This is a genomic window from Acidobacteriota bacterium, assembly GCA_016716905.1.
Lineage (GTDB): Bacteria > Acidobacteriota > Vicinamibacteria > Vicinamibacterales > SCN-69-37 > SYFT01.
This window is the reverse complement of sequence record JADJUS010000004.1, coordinates 1,843,322-1,859,406: the sequence shown is the minus strand read 5'-3', so window position 1 is coordinate 1,859,406 and position 16,085 is coordinate 1,843,322. Positions and strand designations below refer to the sequence as shown.

Sequence of the window (16,085 nt, the reverse complement as noted above, 5' to 3'; positions counted from 1 at the left end):
CCCGTCCGGGCACAAAAAAAGGCCCGGCAGCTTTCGCCACCGGGCCCGTTGTGTGTCTCTCGTCCTTGAGGAACAGGCCGAGCTACGTTCTTGCAGTTGGCGCGGCTAAAGTCACGCCCTGCGTTTAGGACCCTGGACTCAGGACCCTGGACGCGGGACTTAGTACATCCCGCCCATGCCGCCGCCAGGGCCGCCGCCGGCCGGAGCTTCCTTCTTGTCTTCAGGAATCTCCGAGACCATGGCTTCGGTCGTGAGCAGCAGGGAAGCGATCGAGGACGCGTTCTGCAGCGCGGAGCGCACCACCTTCGTGGGGTCGATGACGCCGGCCTTGACCATGTCTTCGTAGACGTCGGTCGCCGCGTTGTAGCCGTAGTTGTCGCTCTTGCCTTCCTTGACCTTCTGCACGATGATCGAGCCTTCGACGCCCGCGTTGGTCGCGATCCAGCGCATCGGGGCTTCGATGGCGCGACGCACGATGTCCGCGCCCACCTTCTGATCACCCTCGAGCTTCAGACCGTCCAGCACCTTGGCGCACTTCAGCAGCGCAACGCCGCCGCCGGGAACGATGCCTTCTTCCACGGCTGCCTTCGTCGCATGCATCGCGTCTTCCACGCGTGCCTTCTTTTCCTTCATCTCGGTTTCGGTGGCGGCACCGACCTTGATGACGGCCACGCCGCCGACCAGCTTCGCCAGGCGCTCCTGGAGCTTCTCGCGGTCGTAGTCCGACGTGGTCTCTTCAACCTGCGTGCGGAGCTGCTTCACGCGGCCTTCGATGGCGCCCTGCGTGCCCGAGCCCTCAACGATGGTCGTGTTGTCCTTGTCGATCGTGACCTTCTTCGCCTTGCCGAGGTCCTCGATCTTGATGTTCTCGAGCTTGATACCGAGATCTTCCGTGATGGCGCGGCCACCCGTCAGAATCGCGATGTCCTCGAGCATGGCCTTGCGGCGATCACCGAAGCCCGGGGCCTTGACGGCCGCGACCTGCAGCGTGCCACGCAGCTTGTTGACCACGAGGGTCGCCAGCGCTTCGCCATCCACGTCTTCCGCGATGATGATGAGCGGACGGCCACCACGCGCCACCTGCTCGAGCAGGGGCAGGAGGTCCTTCATCGACGAGATCTTCTTTTCGTGGATGAGGATGACCGGGTTCTCAAGCACGGCTTCCATGCGCTCGGGATCGGTCACGAAGTAGGGCGACAGGTAACCGCGGTCGAACTGCATGCCCTCGACGACGTCGAGTGACGTCTCCATGGAGCGCGCTTCCTCAACCGTGATGACGCCGTCCTTGCCCACCTTCTCCATCGCCTGCGCGATGATCGTGCCGATGGTGTCGTCGCTGTTCGCGGAGATCGTGCCGACCTGGCCGATCATCTCGCCGCTGACCGGCTTCGACATCTTCTTGAGCTCGGCGACGATGGCCTCGACGGCCTTTTCGATGCCGCGCTTGAGTTCCATCGGGTTGGCGCCGGCCACTACCATCTTGATGCCCTCGCGGAAGATCGCCTGTGCGAGAACCGTGGCAGTCGTCGTGCCGTCACCGGCCGTGTCCGACGTCTTGCTCGCCACTTCACGCACCATCTGGGCGCCCATGTTCTCGAGCGGGTCCTTGAGGTCGATTTCCTTGGCGACGGTCACGCCGTCCTTGGTGATGGTGGGGGAGCCGAACTTTTTGTCGATAACGACGTTGCGGCCCTTGGGACCGAGAGTGACCTTGACCGCGTCGGCCAGGCCGTTGACGCCGCGCAGAATCGCCTGCCGTGCGTCTTCACCGTAAATAATCTGTTTTGCCATGATGAATGTTTTCTCCTCGGATCCCGTTACTTCTTGGCGGCCTTACCGTCGACCACACCGAGGATTTCTTCCTCGCGCATGATGAGGTATTCCTGGCCGTCCACCTTGATTTCCTGCCCGGCGTATTTGCCGAACAGCACGGTGTCGCCCGCCTTGACGTCAAGCGGCGTCACTTTGCCGTCTTTTTCCACTTTGCCTTTGCCGACGGCGATGACCTTGCCGTGCTGGGGCTTTTCCTTGGCGCTGTCGGGGATGATGATGCCGCCGATGCGCTGTTCATCTTCCTCAAGTCGCTGGAGGATGACGCGATCGTGTAGAGGTCTAACGTTCATGGGTGTCCTTTCGAAGACAAAAAATGCGGGGGCGTTACTGGCACTCAGCTTCCCTGAGTGTTAGCACTCCCTGCGTCCGACTGCTAAGTCTACGGGAGGCCGCCGCAACTCGTCAAGCGCGGCGCGCCGGGTCCAGAGTCCAGGGTCCAGAGTCCAGAGTTCGGCGTGCGCAGCCAACAGACCGCGCCGGGAGGCGCGCTCCTTGAACCCTGGACTCTGGACCCTGGACTTGGGACGGATCTATCTCTTGAGCGTGCGCAAGTCGATCGCGGAGTAGGTGGCCTTGCTGTATTTCGCGGACGCCTGGAAGGAGATGCGGGCGCCCGAGCGGCCGGAGTTGCCGCTGCGGTTGTTGAAGTCCCTGGGGCCCGTGGCGGCTTCGCGCTCCTCGTAGGTGTCGTTCATCTCGGTGGGCAACACCAGGTTCAGGGCCGTGTTCGGGGCGTACTTGACCTTGATTGTGGCTGTCTCGGTCTTGGACTCGATCCACAACTCGGTTTCATGCACCGCGCCTGTGGCCGGGTCCACCCAGATCCGGCCGAAGGCCCGGGCATTGCCCCGAGTGCCCAGGAGGTATTTCTTCTCCTGCCCCGGGGGCTCGTCGAAACCGAGGCCCACGGTCGGCACGTTGTTGATCTTGCGCTTGCCGTCGAGCTTGTAGGTGAGGCCCCCGTGCAACGCCGGAGCGATGAATTTGAGCGCCGTGGTCGGCTCGTTGACCTTGAGAATCAGGTCCAGCACAAAGTGCATGGCGCCTTGCGGCGGGTAGCTGATGGCGGTTTCCCAGTCGCGCAAGGTCGGCGTGGCGGGCGCCGCCAGCAGGGTAGTGATGCGCGGCGTCCGCTCGCGCAGCGGCTTGGTGTCCACCGCGTACGGGTCGCGCAACGCCGCCACTCCACCGTTGAGATTGACGAGCACCACGTCGGAGGCGATTCGCACGGCCGACGACATCTTGCCGCCCGTAATATCGATGAGCTGATACTGCTCCTCCAGTGTCACGCCCGAGACCTTGTTCACGTAGTCCGTGTGGTACTCGCCGGCCATGCGCACGACGTCCGCCACTGCAGGGTCCTGGCTCACCCGGGCGCCGGGCTGCGCGGAAGCCAGGATCAGGCCGACGAAGAGGGTGCCAAACCGGAGCGTACTTGTCTGGGGCATGCGGTATCTGACGATACGCCAGGGCCGATAGTTTTTTTACAGGGACGTTAGCTCGCGCGTTTGATGCGGTACGCCGTCATCTTGCGGCTCAGGGTATTGCGGTGCAGGCCGGTGATTTTGGCCGCCTTGCAGACGTTGTAGTTGGTCTTGGCGAGCGCCCGCGCGATGAACATCTTCTCAAACTCCCGCTGGGCATCGTCGAACAGGATGCCGCGGTCGATCATGTGCTGCACCAGCGAATCGAGGTCGTCCTTGATCATCAGACCTCCAGGTCCCGGCCGGTCAGGACCCGGTAGGCTTCCATGTACTTTTCCCTCGTCCTCGCCACCACATCGTCAGGCAGCGAAGGCACGGGTGGCTGTTTGTTCCAGCCGATGCGCTCCAGGTAGTCGCGCACAAATTGCTTGTCGAAGCTCAGCTGGGCGCGACCCGGGGAATACAGGTTCTTGGGCCAGAACCGCGACGAGTCGGGCGTGAGCACCTCGTCGATCAGGACCAGCTCACCACCTGGCGCGATGCCAAATTCGAACTTCGTATCGGCGATGAGGATGCCGCACTTGGCGGCATGCGCCACGCCCAACCGATAGATTTCCAGCGTCAGCGCCTTGAGCTGCGCCACACGGTCGGCGCCAAGGATATTGGCGGCCTCGGCCTCACTGATGTTCTCGTCGTGACCGGTTTCGGCTTTGGTGGCCGGCGTAAAAATGGGTTCCGGCAACACGTCCGAGTCGTGCAGGCCGGCAGGGAGGGCCACGCCACACACCGCGCCGGTCTTCATGTAGTCCTTCAGGCCCGACCCCGACAAATATCCACGCGCCACACACTCCACCGGCAGGGGGTCGGTCTTGCGCACCCACATCGTGCGGCCACGCAGGATGTCGTGATGGGGCTTCGTCACGGAGGGGAAGTCGTTGACGTCAATCGACAAAAGGTGGTGCGGCGTCAGCGACGCGATGCGCTCAAACCAGAACGCCGACAACTGCGTGAGCACCTTGCCTTTATCCGGAATGCCCGAACCCAGCACGTAGTCGAACGCCGAAATGCGATCGGTGGCGACGATGAGGAGGGTGTCGCCGAGGTCGTAGACATCGCGCACTTTCCCTCGACGCTGGAGGGTCAAACCGGGAAGTTGTGTTTCAAGTACGACAGGTGTGTTCATGCGCGTCCGAAGAAAGTGAAGCGTAGAGCTTCCACCCCCGCGCGTCAAGCCTTTGTGCGCGTTTTGGACGCGATTTTTTTGCGAATTATTTTTTTCTGAGAATGATGTCGCCGCGTGTGTTGCGCACCGTGATCTTGGCATCGTTCTTTGCGCCGAACACGTGCGACAGCCGCGCATCGGATTCCGAAATTTCCGGCTTCAAATCAAAATCCACCGCCTGAATGGCCGCGTTGGACGCCGCCGCATCCAGCGTGAACGCCGGAGCGCCTTCCAGAATGAGCCGCAGCGGTTCCTCCGACGTGATGAGCGTGAGCGGCACCACGCGATTGATTTCCACTTCCACCTCGGCGCGCCTGACGTCCACCCGGGTGTCGGCCTGGGGTTGCCGAATGGTGATGCGGCCGTCGTTGCCGCGCACGGCGATGGAGCCTCGGTGGCCGGTCACCGTCAATTCGTTCCGGATTTCGTCCACTTCCATCGCGCCAGCGGATTCCGTCACTTCGGTATCCCCGTCGCGCGCGTCAAGCGTGAGGCCGTCGGTGATCTTCGACAGGCGGCTCTTCGATCGGAGCAGCCGCAGCTTGATGGACTTGGCGCCGCCGATGGTCAGGTCGCCGTCCTGGTGCGCGCCCGTGACGCCGCCAGCGATGTCAGTCAGTGTCACTTTGCCGCGCATCGCTTCCAGATGCACCCCGGCGACCGCGGTGACGTTGGCGCCCGAACTGCTTTCGAGCCTCACCGTCATCCCCGGGGGCACGTGCATGGTGATGGTGGCTCGCTGCGACCCGGGGTCGGGAAACTTGGCCCTCAACACCAGCGACTCCGCCACATCGTCGCGCTGGAGCACCGTTTCTTTGGCCAGCGCCATGGCGCCCGCGTCATCGGGGCCGTTGGAGGTGACAGAGAACTCGTAGTCGATGGTGGTTTTTGAATCGCCGACCACGGTGACGGCTTCGTTGATGTTGATCAGTCGCACTTCCCGCAGACCGGCGGGTACGGGAATCGAGTCTTTCGTGACGTTGACGGCTCTGCCGGGATTGCCGCGCATTTCGGAGCGCGCCCTGTTGAAGAAGCTGCCGAGCGAGAAGGAACTGGTGCCGGTGGCCGGAGGCGCGGTGAACTGAAACGCCAGTGTGCCGACCGCCACGAACCCCAGGATGATGAATAACTCTCGCTTTCCCATAGACTTGCCGCCAATCTTATAGTAGAAACATGAACACACGGCGCGGGGCTCGCGCGCTCCGCCACGTCATGTCCAGTTCCCCACGCACGTTCCGCATCCCCTGGTCAGGCCTGCTGATCGCGGGTTTGACCGCCCTCCTGGTGTGGTTCTTTGTCCGGAATCTGCACTGGGCGGAAGTGCGGCAGGCGTTTGCGACAGCGAATCTGGGCCTCATCACTGTGGCGGTGTTGACCACGTTGCAGACATATCTCATCCGCGCCTGGCGTTGGCAGGCGTTGCTCAGACCGCTGGGCGACGTTCCGTTCAGCCCGGCATTCCGAACCACGGTGATCGGGTTTACGGCGCTGTTCCTGCTGCCGGCTCGGGTGGGCGAGGTGTTGCGTCCGTACTTGCTGGCGCGGCAGGTCGGGCTCAATTTTTCTGCGACGTTTGCCACCATCATCATCGAGCGTGCGCTTGACCTGACGGCGGTGCTGTTGCTGTTTGCCGGCGCCATGCCATTCCTGGGCGTGGATGTGGGCGCCCAGACGCGCATGGCCGGGGTGCTGGCGGCCGCTGCTGCGCTTGTGGGGCTGGCGGCGTTGTTTGTGTTTGCCGGCCATCCTGAAAAGGTGGGGCAGTGGGCCGACTGGTTCAGCCGCATCCTGCCGGCGCGAGCGGCGGCGGCGGTGGGGTCGTTTGCGCGAAAATTTGCGGAAGGGCTGGCCGTGATGCGGGAGCCGCGCGCGCTGGCGGTCTCCCTGGCGTGGTCGCTGGCGCTCTGGGCGTCGATTTGTCTGGGCATCTGGCTGGTGTCGCGCGCATTCGGTTTGACGGTGCCGTTCTCCGGCTCGTTCCTTATCGTCATGTATTTGGTGGTGGGAGTCGCCTTGCCGACCCCAGGCGGTGCAGGCGGCTTTCACGTGGCCTACCAGATGGCCGCCACCACCTATTTCGGCGCCTCGGTGGATGATGCCGCGGCGGCGGCCATCATGCTGCATCTTGTGTCATTTGTCCCGGTGGCGGTGGTGGGACTGGCGTTCATGTGGCAGGATGGCCTGACTCTGGGCGGCCTCAAAGCGATGCGGCCCGCCCCTGAGCCCGGAACTGAGGAGGAGACGCGCAGATGAAATGCCCGTATTGCGGTCACCCCGGTGACAAAGTGGTGGATTCGCGCGAAAGCAAGGAGGGCGAGGTCATTCGCCGCCGCCGCGAGTGCCTCGATTGCGGCCGCCGCTTCACCAGCTATGAGCGGATCGACGAAATCCCCTACATGGTGGTCAAGAAAGACGGGCGCCGCGAACGTTTTGAGCGGCAGAAACTGGTGGCCGGGCTGCTGAAGGCCTGCGAGAAACGCCCGGTGCGCGTATCGGCGCTCGAGGATGTGGCCGATAAGGTAGAGACTGCCTTGCAGGAAAAGCCCGAGCGCGAGATTTCCACGGAGGAAATCGGTGCGCATGTCATGGAGGCGCTGCGGCAGCTCGACAAGGTGGCCTACGTGAGATTTGCATCCGTCTACCGGAATTTTCGCGATATTGATGAGTTCAAACACGAACTCAACGACCTCTTTAAGTCATAAGATGAGCGCGCTGTGACACCAAGGGGCATGCGGGGACTCGTGGGAGTGGTGGGGCTGGTGGCCGTGTGTGCCGCTACGGTCCTCGCCGCCGCAGACATGCGCATCACGCCGGTGGTGGCTGAAGATCGCGTCTATGCGAATTTTGCCGCGTCCGCTGCATTCTCCGAGCCCGTGCGCGAGGCGGTGCAAAGCGGCCTTCCCGTGACGCTGACATACATCGCGGAACTGCGCCGGTCGTCCACGCTGTGGTTCGACGACACCGTGGCGGCCGCCACGGTGGCCTCAACGGTGAAGTTCGATACGCTGACCGGGGCCTACCAGGTGTCGAAGTTGAGGGAAACCACGGTGCAATGGGCCGAGCAGACGCAGGATGAAGCCGAGATGCGTTTGTGGGTCACCGAGTTTGAACGGGTCCTGCTCAGCGACACGTCGCGCCTGAAGACGTCGGGCGAATACTACGTGCGCGTCCGGGCCCGCGACAGCCTGCCACGTGGGTTCTCGCTCTGGCCGTTCGGCCGGGGTGAAATGTCCGGGCGCGTCGAACTTCCAGTGAACCGATAGACTGGCGGAAGGGCACGCCCGCCTCATGCTGCTCGATTCGCCACCGCCTCCGCCCCCGCCGATCGCGCCGCCCCGTCGCCGCGCACTCGACAACCCGCGAGTGCTGACGCTTGCCGTCACGCTGCTGCTGGGCGTATTGGCCGCCGCGTTGTGGCTGCCGAGCGTGGCCGGACTCGATCAGGCGCTGATTGGCAGCGAAGCAGTGTTTTACGCGCTGGCGGCCGTGTCACTCACGTTGCTGCTGGTGCTGGTCGCGGTGCTCGGGCGCAACATCGTCAAGCTCTGGGTCGAGGGCCGGCGTGGGGCGCCGTTCGCGCGGTTCCGCGCGAAACTGGTGGCCGCATTGTTGGCCATGACTATCGTGCCGGCCACCCTGGTGCTGGTGATCGGCAGCGAGTACCTGCGCAGTTTTGCAGACCGCTACTTCAGCGTCCCGGTTGAAGAGTCCCTGAGCGCCGCGCAGAAAATTGCCAGGCAGTATCACCTCGAGCGACAGGAGTCGGCGAGCCTCCGTGCGTCGTGGCTGGCCACGCGCCTGCCGCCGGGTGACATGGACGCCGGCAACGTGGCGCCGCTGCAGGCCGTGGCCAACAACGAACTGGCCACCATGCGTGATGGCCTGATTGAGATGTATCAGACCGTGTCCACGCCCGGTGGTTTGCGTGACGCGGTGTTCCTGCTGGCGCTTGAAGCTGGAGCGCCGCCTCGCGACAGCGTGCGCGCGTCGGCGGATCGCATCGCCGCACGGGTGGCCGCATCGGGGCGCGATGACATGACCGAAGACAAGGTCGGCAGTGGCGGCGTCCTGGTGCGCGCCGCCGCACCGGTGCGCAACGCGGCGGGCATTGTGGTGGGCGTGGTCGTCGTCTCCCTATATGTGCCTGAGGAAATGGCGGCACAGGAACGGTTGGCGGCCGCCCGGTTCGAAGAATACAAGCAGTTGGAAGTGCTCCGGGCGCCGATGACCGCCCTCTACCGCGCCGTTTTCCTGACCGTCACTTTGCTGATCCTGGTCAGCGCCACGTGGCTTGGCTTGTATGTGGCCAAGCGAATTACGCGGCCCATCCAGATGCTGGCGGAAGGCGCGCGCGCCATCGGCGCCGGCCAGCTCGACCTTCGACTCGAGCCGCAAACCAGCGACGAGCTCGGCTCCCTGGTTGAGGCGTTCAACACGATGGCGGCTGAGCTGGGTACGAGCCAGGATCGCCTGCAGCAGTCGCGTCTGGCGCTCGAGCAGAAGAACATCGAAGTGGACGCGCGGCGGCGTTACATCGAGACCATTCTCGAGCGCGTCGCGACCGGCGTCATCTCGCTCGATGCCAGGGGACGAATCTCGACACTCAATGGCGCGGCTGAGCGGCTGCTCGGCATTGACGCCACCGCTATCGGGCATGAGGCGTCAGCCGTATTCAGCCGTGAAGACCTGCGCGTCCTCCTGCCGCTCGTGGATGCGACGACCGAGGCGCATCGGCTGGGTGGGTCCAGCCGTGGGCTCGATCGGGTGTTGGCCGGGGCCATCGAAGAAGTAACCCTCGCGCGCGAGGATCGCGAGATTCACCTCGCCGCCGCGGCCACCGTGCTCAGCGGCACTGCGGGCGACCCGGAAGGGGCCGTCCTCGTGCTCGACGATGTGACGCCGCTGATTCGGGCGCAACGTGTGGCGGCCTGGCGCGACGTGGCGCGGCGGCTGGCGCACGAAATCAAGAACCCGCTCACGCCCATCCAGCTTTCCGCCGAACGGTTGCGCCGGAAGTTCGCCAACGCGCCGGCCGCCGACAAGGCTCTGGTGGACGAATGCACGGGCGCCATCGTCACGGAAGTGGATGCCCTCAAGAGCCTGGTGGATGAGTTCGCGCAGTTTGCACGGTTGCGCGGCCCCAAGATGGCGCCCGCCGATCTGAACGCCATCATCGCCGACGTTGTTCGGCTTTATGCGGGTGTGCTGCAGTCGTCGCTCGTGGTGATGGAGCAACGGCTGACACCAGACCCGCCGCTGGTGCGTGTGGACGTGGAGCAGATTCGACAGGTCATCATCAATTTGATCGACAACGCCCTCGAAGCGCTCGGTGGCCCCGCTGCCGCCCATCGTCCCGACGGGGCGGTGCCGACGATCACGTTGTCCACGGGCCGCGACGAAGCCCAGCAGTCGCTGCGGTTCCGCGTGGTGGATAACGGCCCGGGCGTGCCTGCGGCAGACCGCGACAAGTTGTTCATGCCGTACTATTCAACCAAGGGGCGGGGGAGCGGCCTTGGATTGGCCATCGTGCAGCGCATCATCAGCGAGCACGGCGGGCGAATTGAAGTGGGCGACGCGACGCCAACGGGAACAGTGTTTACGATTGAGCTACCGGTGGAGTCGCCTTCATGGCCGCCATCCTGATTGTTGACGACGAAGCCGGCGTGCGCGCGTCGCTGGGCGGGGTGCTGCGCGACGAGGGCTACATGGTGGATGCCGTGGACAGCGGCGAGGCCTGCCTGGAGCAGGTCACGCGCCGGTCCTACGATCTGCTGCTGCTCGATATCTGGCTGCCGGGGCTTGATGGACTCGATACGCTGGCGAGACTCCGGGAGCGCCACCTCGAGGCGCAGGTCATCATGATCTCGGGGCACGGCAGCATTGAAAACGCGGTGCGAGCCACCAAACTCGGAGCGTTTGATTTCATCGAAAAGCCGCTCTCGCTTGAAAAGACCATGCTCGTGGTGCGCAACGCCCTGCGCCAGCATCGCCTTGAAGAAGAGAATCGCGCGCTGCGCGCGCGCGTGGACCGCCGGTTTGTCATGGTGGGTGAGAGCGCGCTCATCCAGCAGTTGCGAGCCCAGATCGCGATGGCAGCGCCTACCAACAGCCGCGTGTTGATCTCGGGTGAAAACGGCACGGGGAAGGAGTTGGTGGCTCGGCAGATTCACGCGTTGAGCAACCGGCGGGCAGGAGCGTTTGTCGAAGTGAACTGCGCCGCCATTCCCGAGGAGCTCATTGAGTCGGAGTTGTTCGGGCACATGAAGGGCGCGTTCACCGGTGCGGTAGCCGACAGGCGCGGCAAGTTCGAACTGGCTCACGGCGGCACATTGTTCCTGGATGAAATCGCCGACATGAGCCTGAAGACACAGGCCAAGGTGCTGCGCGCGTTGCAGGAACAGGTCATCGAACCTGTGGGCGGGCAGAGCAGTGTGCGCGTGGACGTGCGCGTGATTGCCGCCACGAACAAACACCTGGCCGAGGAGATTCGCGAGGGCCGGTTCCGCGAGGACCTGTTCTTCCGCCTCAACGTCATCCCGATCTCGGTGCCGCCGCTTCGCGAAAGGGGCGACGACGTGGTGCGGCTGGCGCGGCATTTTGTGTCGGAGCTGGCGCAGGAATACGGGCGGCGCGAGAAACAGTTTTCGCCCGAAGCCGCGGCGATGTTGCGTGCTTTCCGCTGGCCGGGCAATGTGCGCGAACTCAGGAACGTGGTGGAGCGTGTGCTGATCATGGCGCCCGGCGACACCATTACGGAAACTGACCTCGGGTTCCTGGACGTGGTGGCGCCGACCATTCTGCGCGACGCCTCGGGCGCGTCCATCGTGCGACCCTTGCACGACGCCCGCGACGCCTGGGAGCGCGACTACATCCTCGCCACGCTCGAGGCCTGCGAGGGCAACATCTCAAAGACCGCCGAGGTCCTCGACGTGGAACGGTCCAATCTCTACAAGAAGATGCGGTCGCTTGGAATAGGGCCCGCGCGAGAATGAGCCAATGAGCTAATTGGCCAATGCGGCAATGGGCTCTTTGTCTTCGTAGGGCGCGCTGAACCTCAAGCGCGCCGAGGTCCGCGGCCTTGAGGCCCAGGCCGCGCTACGAATACCAGTTCCCCAGTTCCCCAGTTCCTCAGTCGTCCGCTAAAGCGTTCTCCAGCACTTGTTTGTCCGAGAAGTCGCTGACTTGCAGGAACCAGGCGGCTGACTGGGTGAGGGCGGCGGCGGGGATGAGGCCGATGATTTCGCTCTCGAGCACCGAGACGCCGTAACGTTCGGCCTCCCGCTTCACGCACTCGAACACCCGGTAGATCGGTGTCTTTTCGAAGTTGGTCAGGTTCATCGAGACCTGCACGATGCCGCGGTCTTCAAGCGCCAGGCCCATCGCCTTCACGTAGCGGAAGCCGCCGGTGCTGTGCCTGACGGCTGCGGCGATCTTTTTGGCCACGTCGAGCCGGTCGGTGGCGAGATTGATGTTGTAGGCGATCAGGGGCATCCGCGCGCCCACGATCGACGCCCCGGCCGAAGGGTGTGCGGTGGCCGGACCAAAATCGGGCGCCCACTCGGGTTTGGCGATCTTGTCGGCCAGCCCCTCGAACTCGCCACGGCGCACGTCTTCAAGATTCCGGCGCGCCGGGGTGGTGGCGGCCTCCTCGTAGAGATAGATCGGCAACTGGTGGCGTGCGGCCACGGCTGCGGCCACTTCACGCGCCAGCGCCACGCAATCGGCCATCGTAGCGTCCTTGATCGGGACAAACGGCACCACGTCCACCGCGCCCATCCGGGGATGTTCGCCTTTGTGATTGCGCAAATCGATGGCGGCCAAGGCGGTGTCGAACAGGGCCAGAGCTCCGTCACGCACCTGCGCCGGTGTGCCGGCAAACGAAAAGACGGTCCGGTGGTGTACCGCGTCGGGCTTGACGTCGAGCAAGCGCGCGCCGGTGGCAGTAATCGCCCTGCCACACGCATCGAGCACGTCCTGGCGGCGACCTTCACTGATATTGGGGATGCATTCGATTAAGGACATTTCGCTTCATTTCTATCACGGGCTCAAAGCCCAATTGGCCCATTCCCATCCGGGGGGCTTGTACTTCTGATCGCGCCTCGCTATAATCCGGCTCGGTACTGAAATGACCGAACAGAATCGTCTCGCCCACTCCGGTGATGCGCCTGGCGCAGGGCCGGATAGCCGCGTGGATGACCTGTTGGTTGAGGGCCTGGACAAGTACTTCCAGGGCCAGTACGAAGACGCCATTCACCTCTGGACCCGGGTGTTGTTCCTCGATCGCAGTCACGCGAGCGCGCGCGGCTACATCGACCGGGCCCGCAGCGCGATTGTGGAGCGGCAGCGGCGCGCGGAAGAATCGCTGCAGCACGTCGCCGCATTGCTCGAACAGGGGCGGACCCATGAAGCCCGGCTGCAGTTGCAGCAGGCGACCAGTGTCCTTGGCGAAGATGAGCGGACCGCAGCCTTGCGGCTTGGCCTCGAACGCCTTGAGCGCGCATTTGGCGGCCCCCCACGCATTCGCGCCGCCGCCGACCCGGTCAAAGTCAGTTGGGACACCTGGCTTTCCACGCGAGTGACCGTCAGGGCCTGGCTCGCCGCCGCCGCGGTGGTGGTGGTCACGGTGGTCCTGGTCAGTCTCAATGTGCCGGGCCTGGGTGTGGGGCCGGCGGCCGTCATTCCGTCGCCCACGCTGTCTGCCGCGCCCGTGACGGTGCCCAGCCACGCCGAAGTGGCGCTGGTCCGGGCGCGCACCCTGTATGCGAGGGGCCGCCTGGCCGAGGCCCTGCAGGTGCTGGATCGCATCGAGCCTGAACAGATCTTCCGGGATGAGACCGATAGGTTGCGTATCGACATTCAGCGCCTGCTGCTGGCCGCAGCGGGCGAGAGGCGTGGGCCTCTAGAAGGACCGCGATGAGATGCACCAAGTGCCACTATCTGAGCTTTGACCCCGAACCCCGGTGCCGCAACTGCGGGCACGACCTCTCGATGGACGAAAACGAGCAGCTCAGCTGGGCCGAGACCACCTTGCGGGGCCGCGGCCCCGCCACGTCCAGCGCGGCATTGCGTGCCCCGTCCAGATCAACGACGGCAACCGCAGTGATGGCCGCACCGGCGCCGTCCACAGTCGCCATCGCCACCGCCGAACTTCCGTTGTTCATGAGGAGCATGGCTGAACCAGCCAGTGCCGATCTTGCCGAAGACGACGAGCCCGCGCCGATGGTGAAGGTGCCGGCGCGTCCGCGGGTGCCCGTGGCCGTGCGGCGTGCCACGCCCGATTCGGCCCGGCTCCGCGCGAAATACGGCATGCCCCCGCTTCCCGAACCCGATCTCCTGGACCAGGTGGAACTCCGTGAGGAGGTTCCACTGCCGTTGCCCATGCCTTCGCCGATGCAGTGGACGCGTGAACCCGCGCCCGATCATGCGCCATCGCCTGACGCGACCGAAGTCCAGCAGTCCGTGGGTGCCATGACGCGGTTGGCCGCAGTGGCCATCGACGCGACGTTGCTTCTTGGCATCGCCGGCGCCGTGCTGTATCTCACCCTGCAACTCACGGGCTTGACGCTTGCCGACTTCCGGCTGCTGCCCGTGGCGCCGATGGCTGCGATGTTCGGGCTGCTGGCTGTCGGATATCTCGTGCTCTTCACGGTGGCCGGCGGACAGACGCTGGGCAAAATGGCGATGCACATCCGGGTCGTCTCAACTCCTGAGGAGTCGTCCATGGGCGAGAGTCTCACGATGTCGCAGGCGGCAATTCGGTCGCTCGTGGCCCTGCCTTCGGTGATGGCCCTGGGCGCCGGTCTTGTCCCTGCGCTGTTTGGTTCCGGTGCGTCCGTTCACGATCGCCTGGCCCACACCCGGGTGGTGCATTTGTGAAACAGCTCGGCATGGGCATCGCCACAGTCGGCGGTGTCGGGTTTTTTCCCGTGGCCCCCGGAACTGTCGGGTCGGCTGTGGGTGTCGTTATCTACATGTTGACCCGCGGCTGGACGCCGATGGCGCAGTTCGCGGTGCTTGCGGGAATCACGATCGTGGGAATCTGGGCGGCCAGCGTCGCCGAGGTGGCGCTCAAGCGCGAAGACCCAGGCCCTGTCGTGATCGACGAAGTCGCCGGCCAGCTTCTGACTCTGTTTCTGACCGGCGTCGCCTGGAAAGGCGCCATCGTCGGCTTCCTGATCTTCCGCGTGCTCGACATCATCAAGCCGCCCCCGGCTCGCCAGTTCGAACGTCTGCATGGTGGACTGGGCATCATGGCCGATGACCTGATGGCCGGCCTGTACGGCCTGGGCCTGATGATGCTGTTGGTGCGCTACTGGCCGGGCGCGTGGTAACAAAGCCGCTGCGGTTCGCCGAAATTCTGGCAGTCGGCTCCGAACTCCTCACGCCGTTCCGCTCCGATACAAATTCCCTCTACCTCACCGCGCGCCTCAACGAACTGGGCCTCGACGTGCGCGGCAAGTCCGTGGTCCTCGACGACCGCGCGACCCTTGCTGCGGCTCTGCGAGCGGCACTCACGCGCGCCGACGTGGTGGTCACCACTGGAGGCCTGGGCCCCACAGATGACGATGTGACGCGGGAAGCGGTGGCAGACGTGGCCGGCGTGACGTTTGAAGAAGACCCAGCGCTGCTGGCGGCGATTGAAGCGCGATTTGCCCGTCGTGGAATCCGGATGCCGTCGATCAACGCCCGTCAGGCCCAGGTGCCGAAAGGCGCGGCCGCTCTCGAGAATCCGAACGGCACCGCCCCGGGGCTGTGGTTCAAGATCGGCGAGCAGGTTCTTGTCGCTCTGCCGGGCCCGCCGCGTGAACTCAAGCCGATGTTTGAGGTCAGTGTGCTGCCGCGGCTTCGCGACCTGTGCGCAAGCGCAGTGCTTCGGCGCCGCACGCTGAAGACCACGGGCCGCAGTGAATCGCATGTAGAGGAAATCGCACAGCCGATCTATACGACGTGGCTGCAGTCAGACCCTGTGATCAGCACCACGATCCTGGCGGCGCCTGGCCAGGTGGAATTGCATCTGGCGGCGCAGGGTGAAGACGCTTCGGTACTCGACCGCGCACTTGATGACGCGGTGCACAAACTGGAAGCGGCACTGGCCCCGGCCGTGTTCAGCATCGATGGTCGCACCCTGGAAGAAGTGGTGGGCGCTCTGCTCCTGGAGCGCGGGTTCAAATTGTCTGCGGCGGAGTCCTGCACTGCGGGACTTCTCCTGGGTGCGTTGACCGATGTGTCCGGCAGTTCCGCCTGGATCGAGGGCGGGGTCGTGGCATACGCGAATGAAGTGAAAGTGCAGGCGCTTGATGTGCCGGCCGCACTGATCGATACCCACGGCGCGGTCAGCGAGCCGGTCGCGCAAGCCATGGCCGACGGTGTGCGTCGTCGCCTCAAGACCGACCTGGGCGTTGGTATCACGGGAATTGCCGGGCCCACCGGGGGCACCGAGGCCAAGCCCGTCGGCACGGTGGCCCTGGCCGTGTCGGGCCCCGGAGACCGGAGCGTTGTGCGAATGGTTCGTTTGCCGGGTGACCGTACGACCGTTCGGCGGATGGCGGTTCAGGCCGCATTGGACCTGATTCGACGCGTCCTGACCGACGCCGACTACAATTAAG

Annotated in this window: 16 protein-coding genes; 9 read left to right on the top strand and 7 right to left on the bottom strand. The window is 64.5% G+C overall.

Annotation, left to right across the window (positions count from 1 at the left end):
* Positions 1-159: 159 nt before the first annotated feature.
* From groL to IPL75_12325, 6 genes are all read right to left on the bottom strand, one after another.
* The gene (gene groL, locus IPL75_12350) at positions 160-1,791 is read right to left on the bottom strand and encodes a chaperonin GroEL (protein ID MBK9241028.1); all 1,632 of its coding nucleotides are present in this window, start codon (positions 1,789-1,791) and stop codon (positions 160-162) included.
* 26 nt (positions 1,792-1,817) lie between these two features.
* The gene (groES, locus tag IPL75_12345) at positions 1,818-2,123 is read right to left on the bottom strand and encodes a co-chaperone GroES (GenBank protein ID MBK9241027.1); all 306 of its coding nucleotides are present in this window, start codon (positions 2,121-2,123) and stop codon (positions 1,818-1,820) included.
* A gap of 240 nt (positions 2,124-2,363) precedes the next feature.
* On the bottom strand, positions 2,364-3,281 hold the full coding sequence (locus tag IPL75_12340; GenBank protein ID MBK9241026.1) for a hypothetical protein: 918 nt from the start codon (positions 3,279-3,281) through the stop codon (positions 2,364-2,366).
* 47 nt (positions 3,282-3,328) lie between these two features.
* Entirely contained in the window at positions 3,329-3,541 is a 213-nt protein-coding gene (locus IPL75_12335) for a histidine kinase (protein ID MBK9241025.1), read from the bottom strand.
* On the bottom strand, positions 3,541-4,440 hold the full coding sequence (locus IPL75_12330) for a phosphoribosylaminoimidazolesuccinocarboxamide synthase (GenBank protein MBK9241024.1): 900 nt from the start codon (positions 4,438-4,440) through the stop codon (positions 3,541-3,543). The genes IPL75_12335 and IPL75_12330 overlap by 1 nt, the downstream gene beginning before the upstream one ends.
* Before the next feature lie 85 nt (positions 4,441-4,525).
* Positions 4,526-5,623: a hypothetical protein gene (locus IPL75_12325; GenBank protein ID MBK9241023.1), complete on the bottom strand. Its 1,098-nt coding sequence runs from the start codon at positions 5,621-5,623 to the stop codon at positions 4,526-4,528.
* A gap of 29 nt (positions 5,624-5,652) precedes the next feature.
* Here IPL75_12325 and IPL75_12320 point away from each other — a divergent pair, with 29 nt between their 5' ends.
* From IPL75_12320 to IPL75_12300, 5 genes are read left to right on the top strand one after another with little or no spacing between them, the layout of a single operon-like run.
* Positions 5,653-6,732, top strand: coding sequence for a flippase-like domain-containing protein (locus IPL75_12320; protein ID MBK9241022.1), 1,080 nt, complete (start codon positions 5,653-5,655; stop codon positions 6,730-6,732).
* A complete protein-coding gene (gene nrdR / locus IPL75_12315) occupies positions 6,729-7,181 on the top strand; it encodes a transcriptional repressor NrdR (GenBank protein MBK9241021.1) in 453 nt (150 codons plus the stop codon). The genes IPL75_12320 and nrdR overlap by 4 nt, the downstream gene beginning before the upstream one ends.
* A 12-nt stretch (positions 7,182-7,193) precedes the next feature.
* Positions 7,194-7,742 (top strand): DUF4390 domain-containing protein, encoded by a 549-nt coding sequence (locus IPL75_12310; protein ID MBK9241020.1) that lies wholly within the window; start codon positions 7,194-7,196, stop codon positions 7,740-7,742.
* A gap of 25 nt (positions 7,743-7,767) precedes the next feature.
* A complete protein-coding gene (locus tag IPL75_12305) occupies positions 7,768-10,122 on the top strand; it encodes a HAMP domain-containing protein (GenBank protein ID MBK9241019.1) in 2,355 nt (784 codons plus the stop codon).
* A complete protein-coding gene (locus tag IPL75_12300) occupies positions 10,107-11,471 on the top strand; it encodes a sigma-54-dependent Fis family transcriptional regulator (protein MBK9241018.1) in 1,365 nt (454 codons plus the stop codon). Before IPL75_12305 ends, IPL75_12300 begins: the two co-directional genes overlap by 16 nt.
* Before the next feature lie 136 nt (positions 11,472-11,607).
* Here IPL75_12300 and ftcD read toward each other — a convergent pair whose 3' ends face one another.
* On the bottom strand, positions 11,608-12,501 hold the full coding sequence (gene ftcD / locus IPL75_12295; GenBank protein ID MBK9241017.1) for a glutamate formimidoyltransferase: 894 nt from the start codon (positions 12,499-12,501) through the stop codon (positions 11,608-11,610).
* Between the two features lie 103 nt (positions 12,502-12,604).
* Between ftcD and IPL75_12290 the strand changes: the two genes are divergently transcribed.
* The 4 genes from IPL75_12290 to IPL75_12275 are packed head-to-tail and all read left to right on the top strand — an operon-like array spanning position 12,605 to position 16,084.
* Positions 12,605-13,396: a tetratricopeptide repeat protein gene (locus IPL75_12290; GenBank protein ID MBK9241016.1), complete on the top strand. Its 792-nt coding sequence runs from the start codon at positions 12,605-12,607 to the stop codon at positions 13,394-13,396.
* Positions 13,393-14,355 carry an RDD family protein gene (locus IPL75_12285; GenBank protein MBK9241015.1) on the top strand — a complete coding sequence of 321 codons (963 nt, stop codon included), beginning with the start codon at positions 13,393-13,395 and terminating at the stop codon, positions 14,353-14,355. Before IPL75_12290 ends, IPL75_12285 begins: the two co-directional genes overlap by 4 nt.
* Positions 14,352-14,810, top strand: a complete 459-nt coding sequence (locus IPL75_12280; GenBank protein MBK9241014.1) for a phosphatidylglycerophosphatase A — start codon at positions 14,352-14,354, stop codon at positions 14,808-14,810. Before IPL75_12285 ends, IPL75_12280 begins: the two co-directional genes overlap by 4 nt.
* Positions 14,804-16,084 carry a competence/damage-inducible protein A gene (locus IPL75_12275; GenBank protein MBK9241013.1) on the top strand — a complete coding sequence of 427 codons (1,281 nt, stop codon included), beginning with the start codon at positions 14,804-14,806 and terminating at the stop codon, positions 16,082-16,084. The genes IPL75_12280 and IPL75_12275 overlap by 7 nt, the downstream gene beginning before the upstream one ends.
* The last annotated feature ends 1 nt before the right edge of the window (position 16,085 follow it).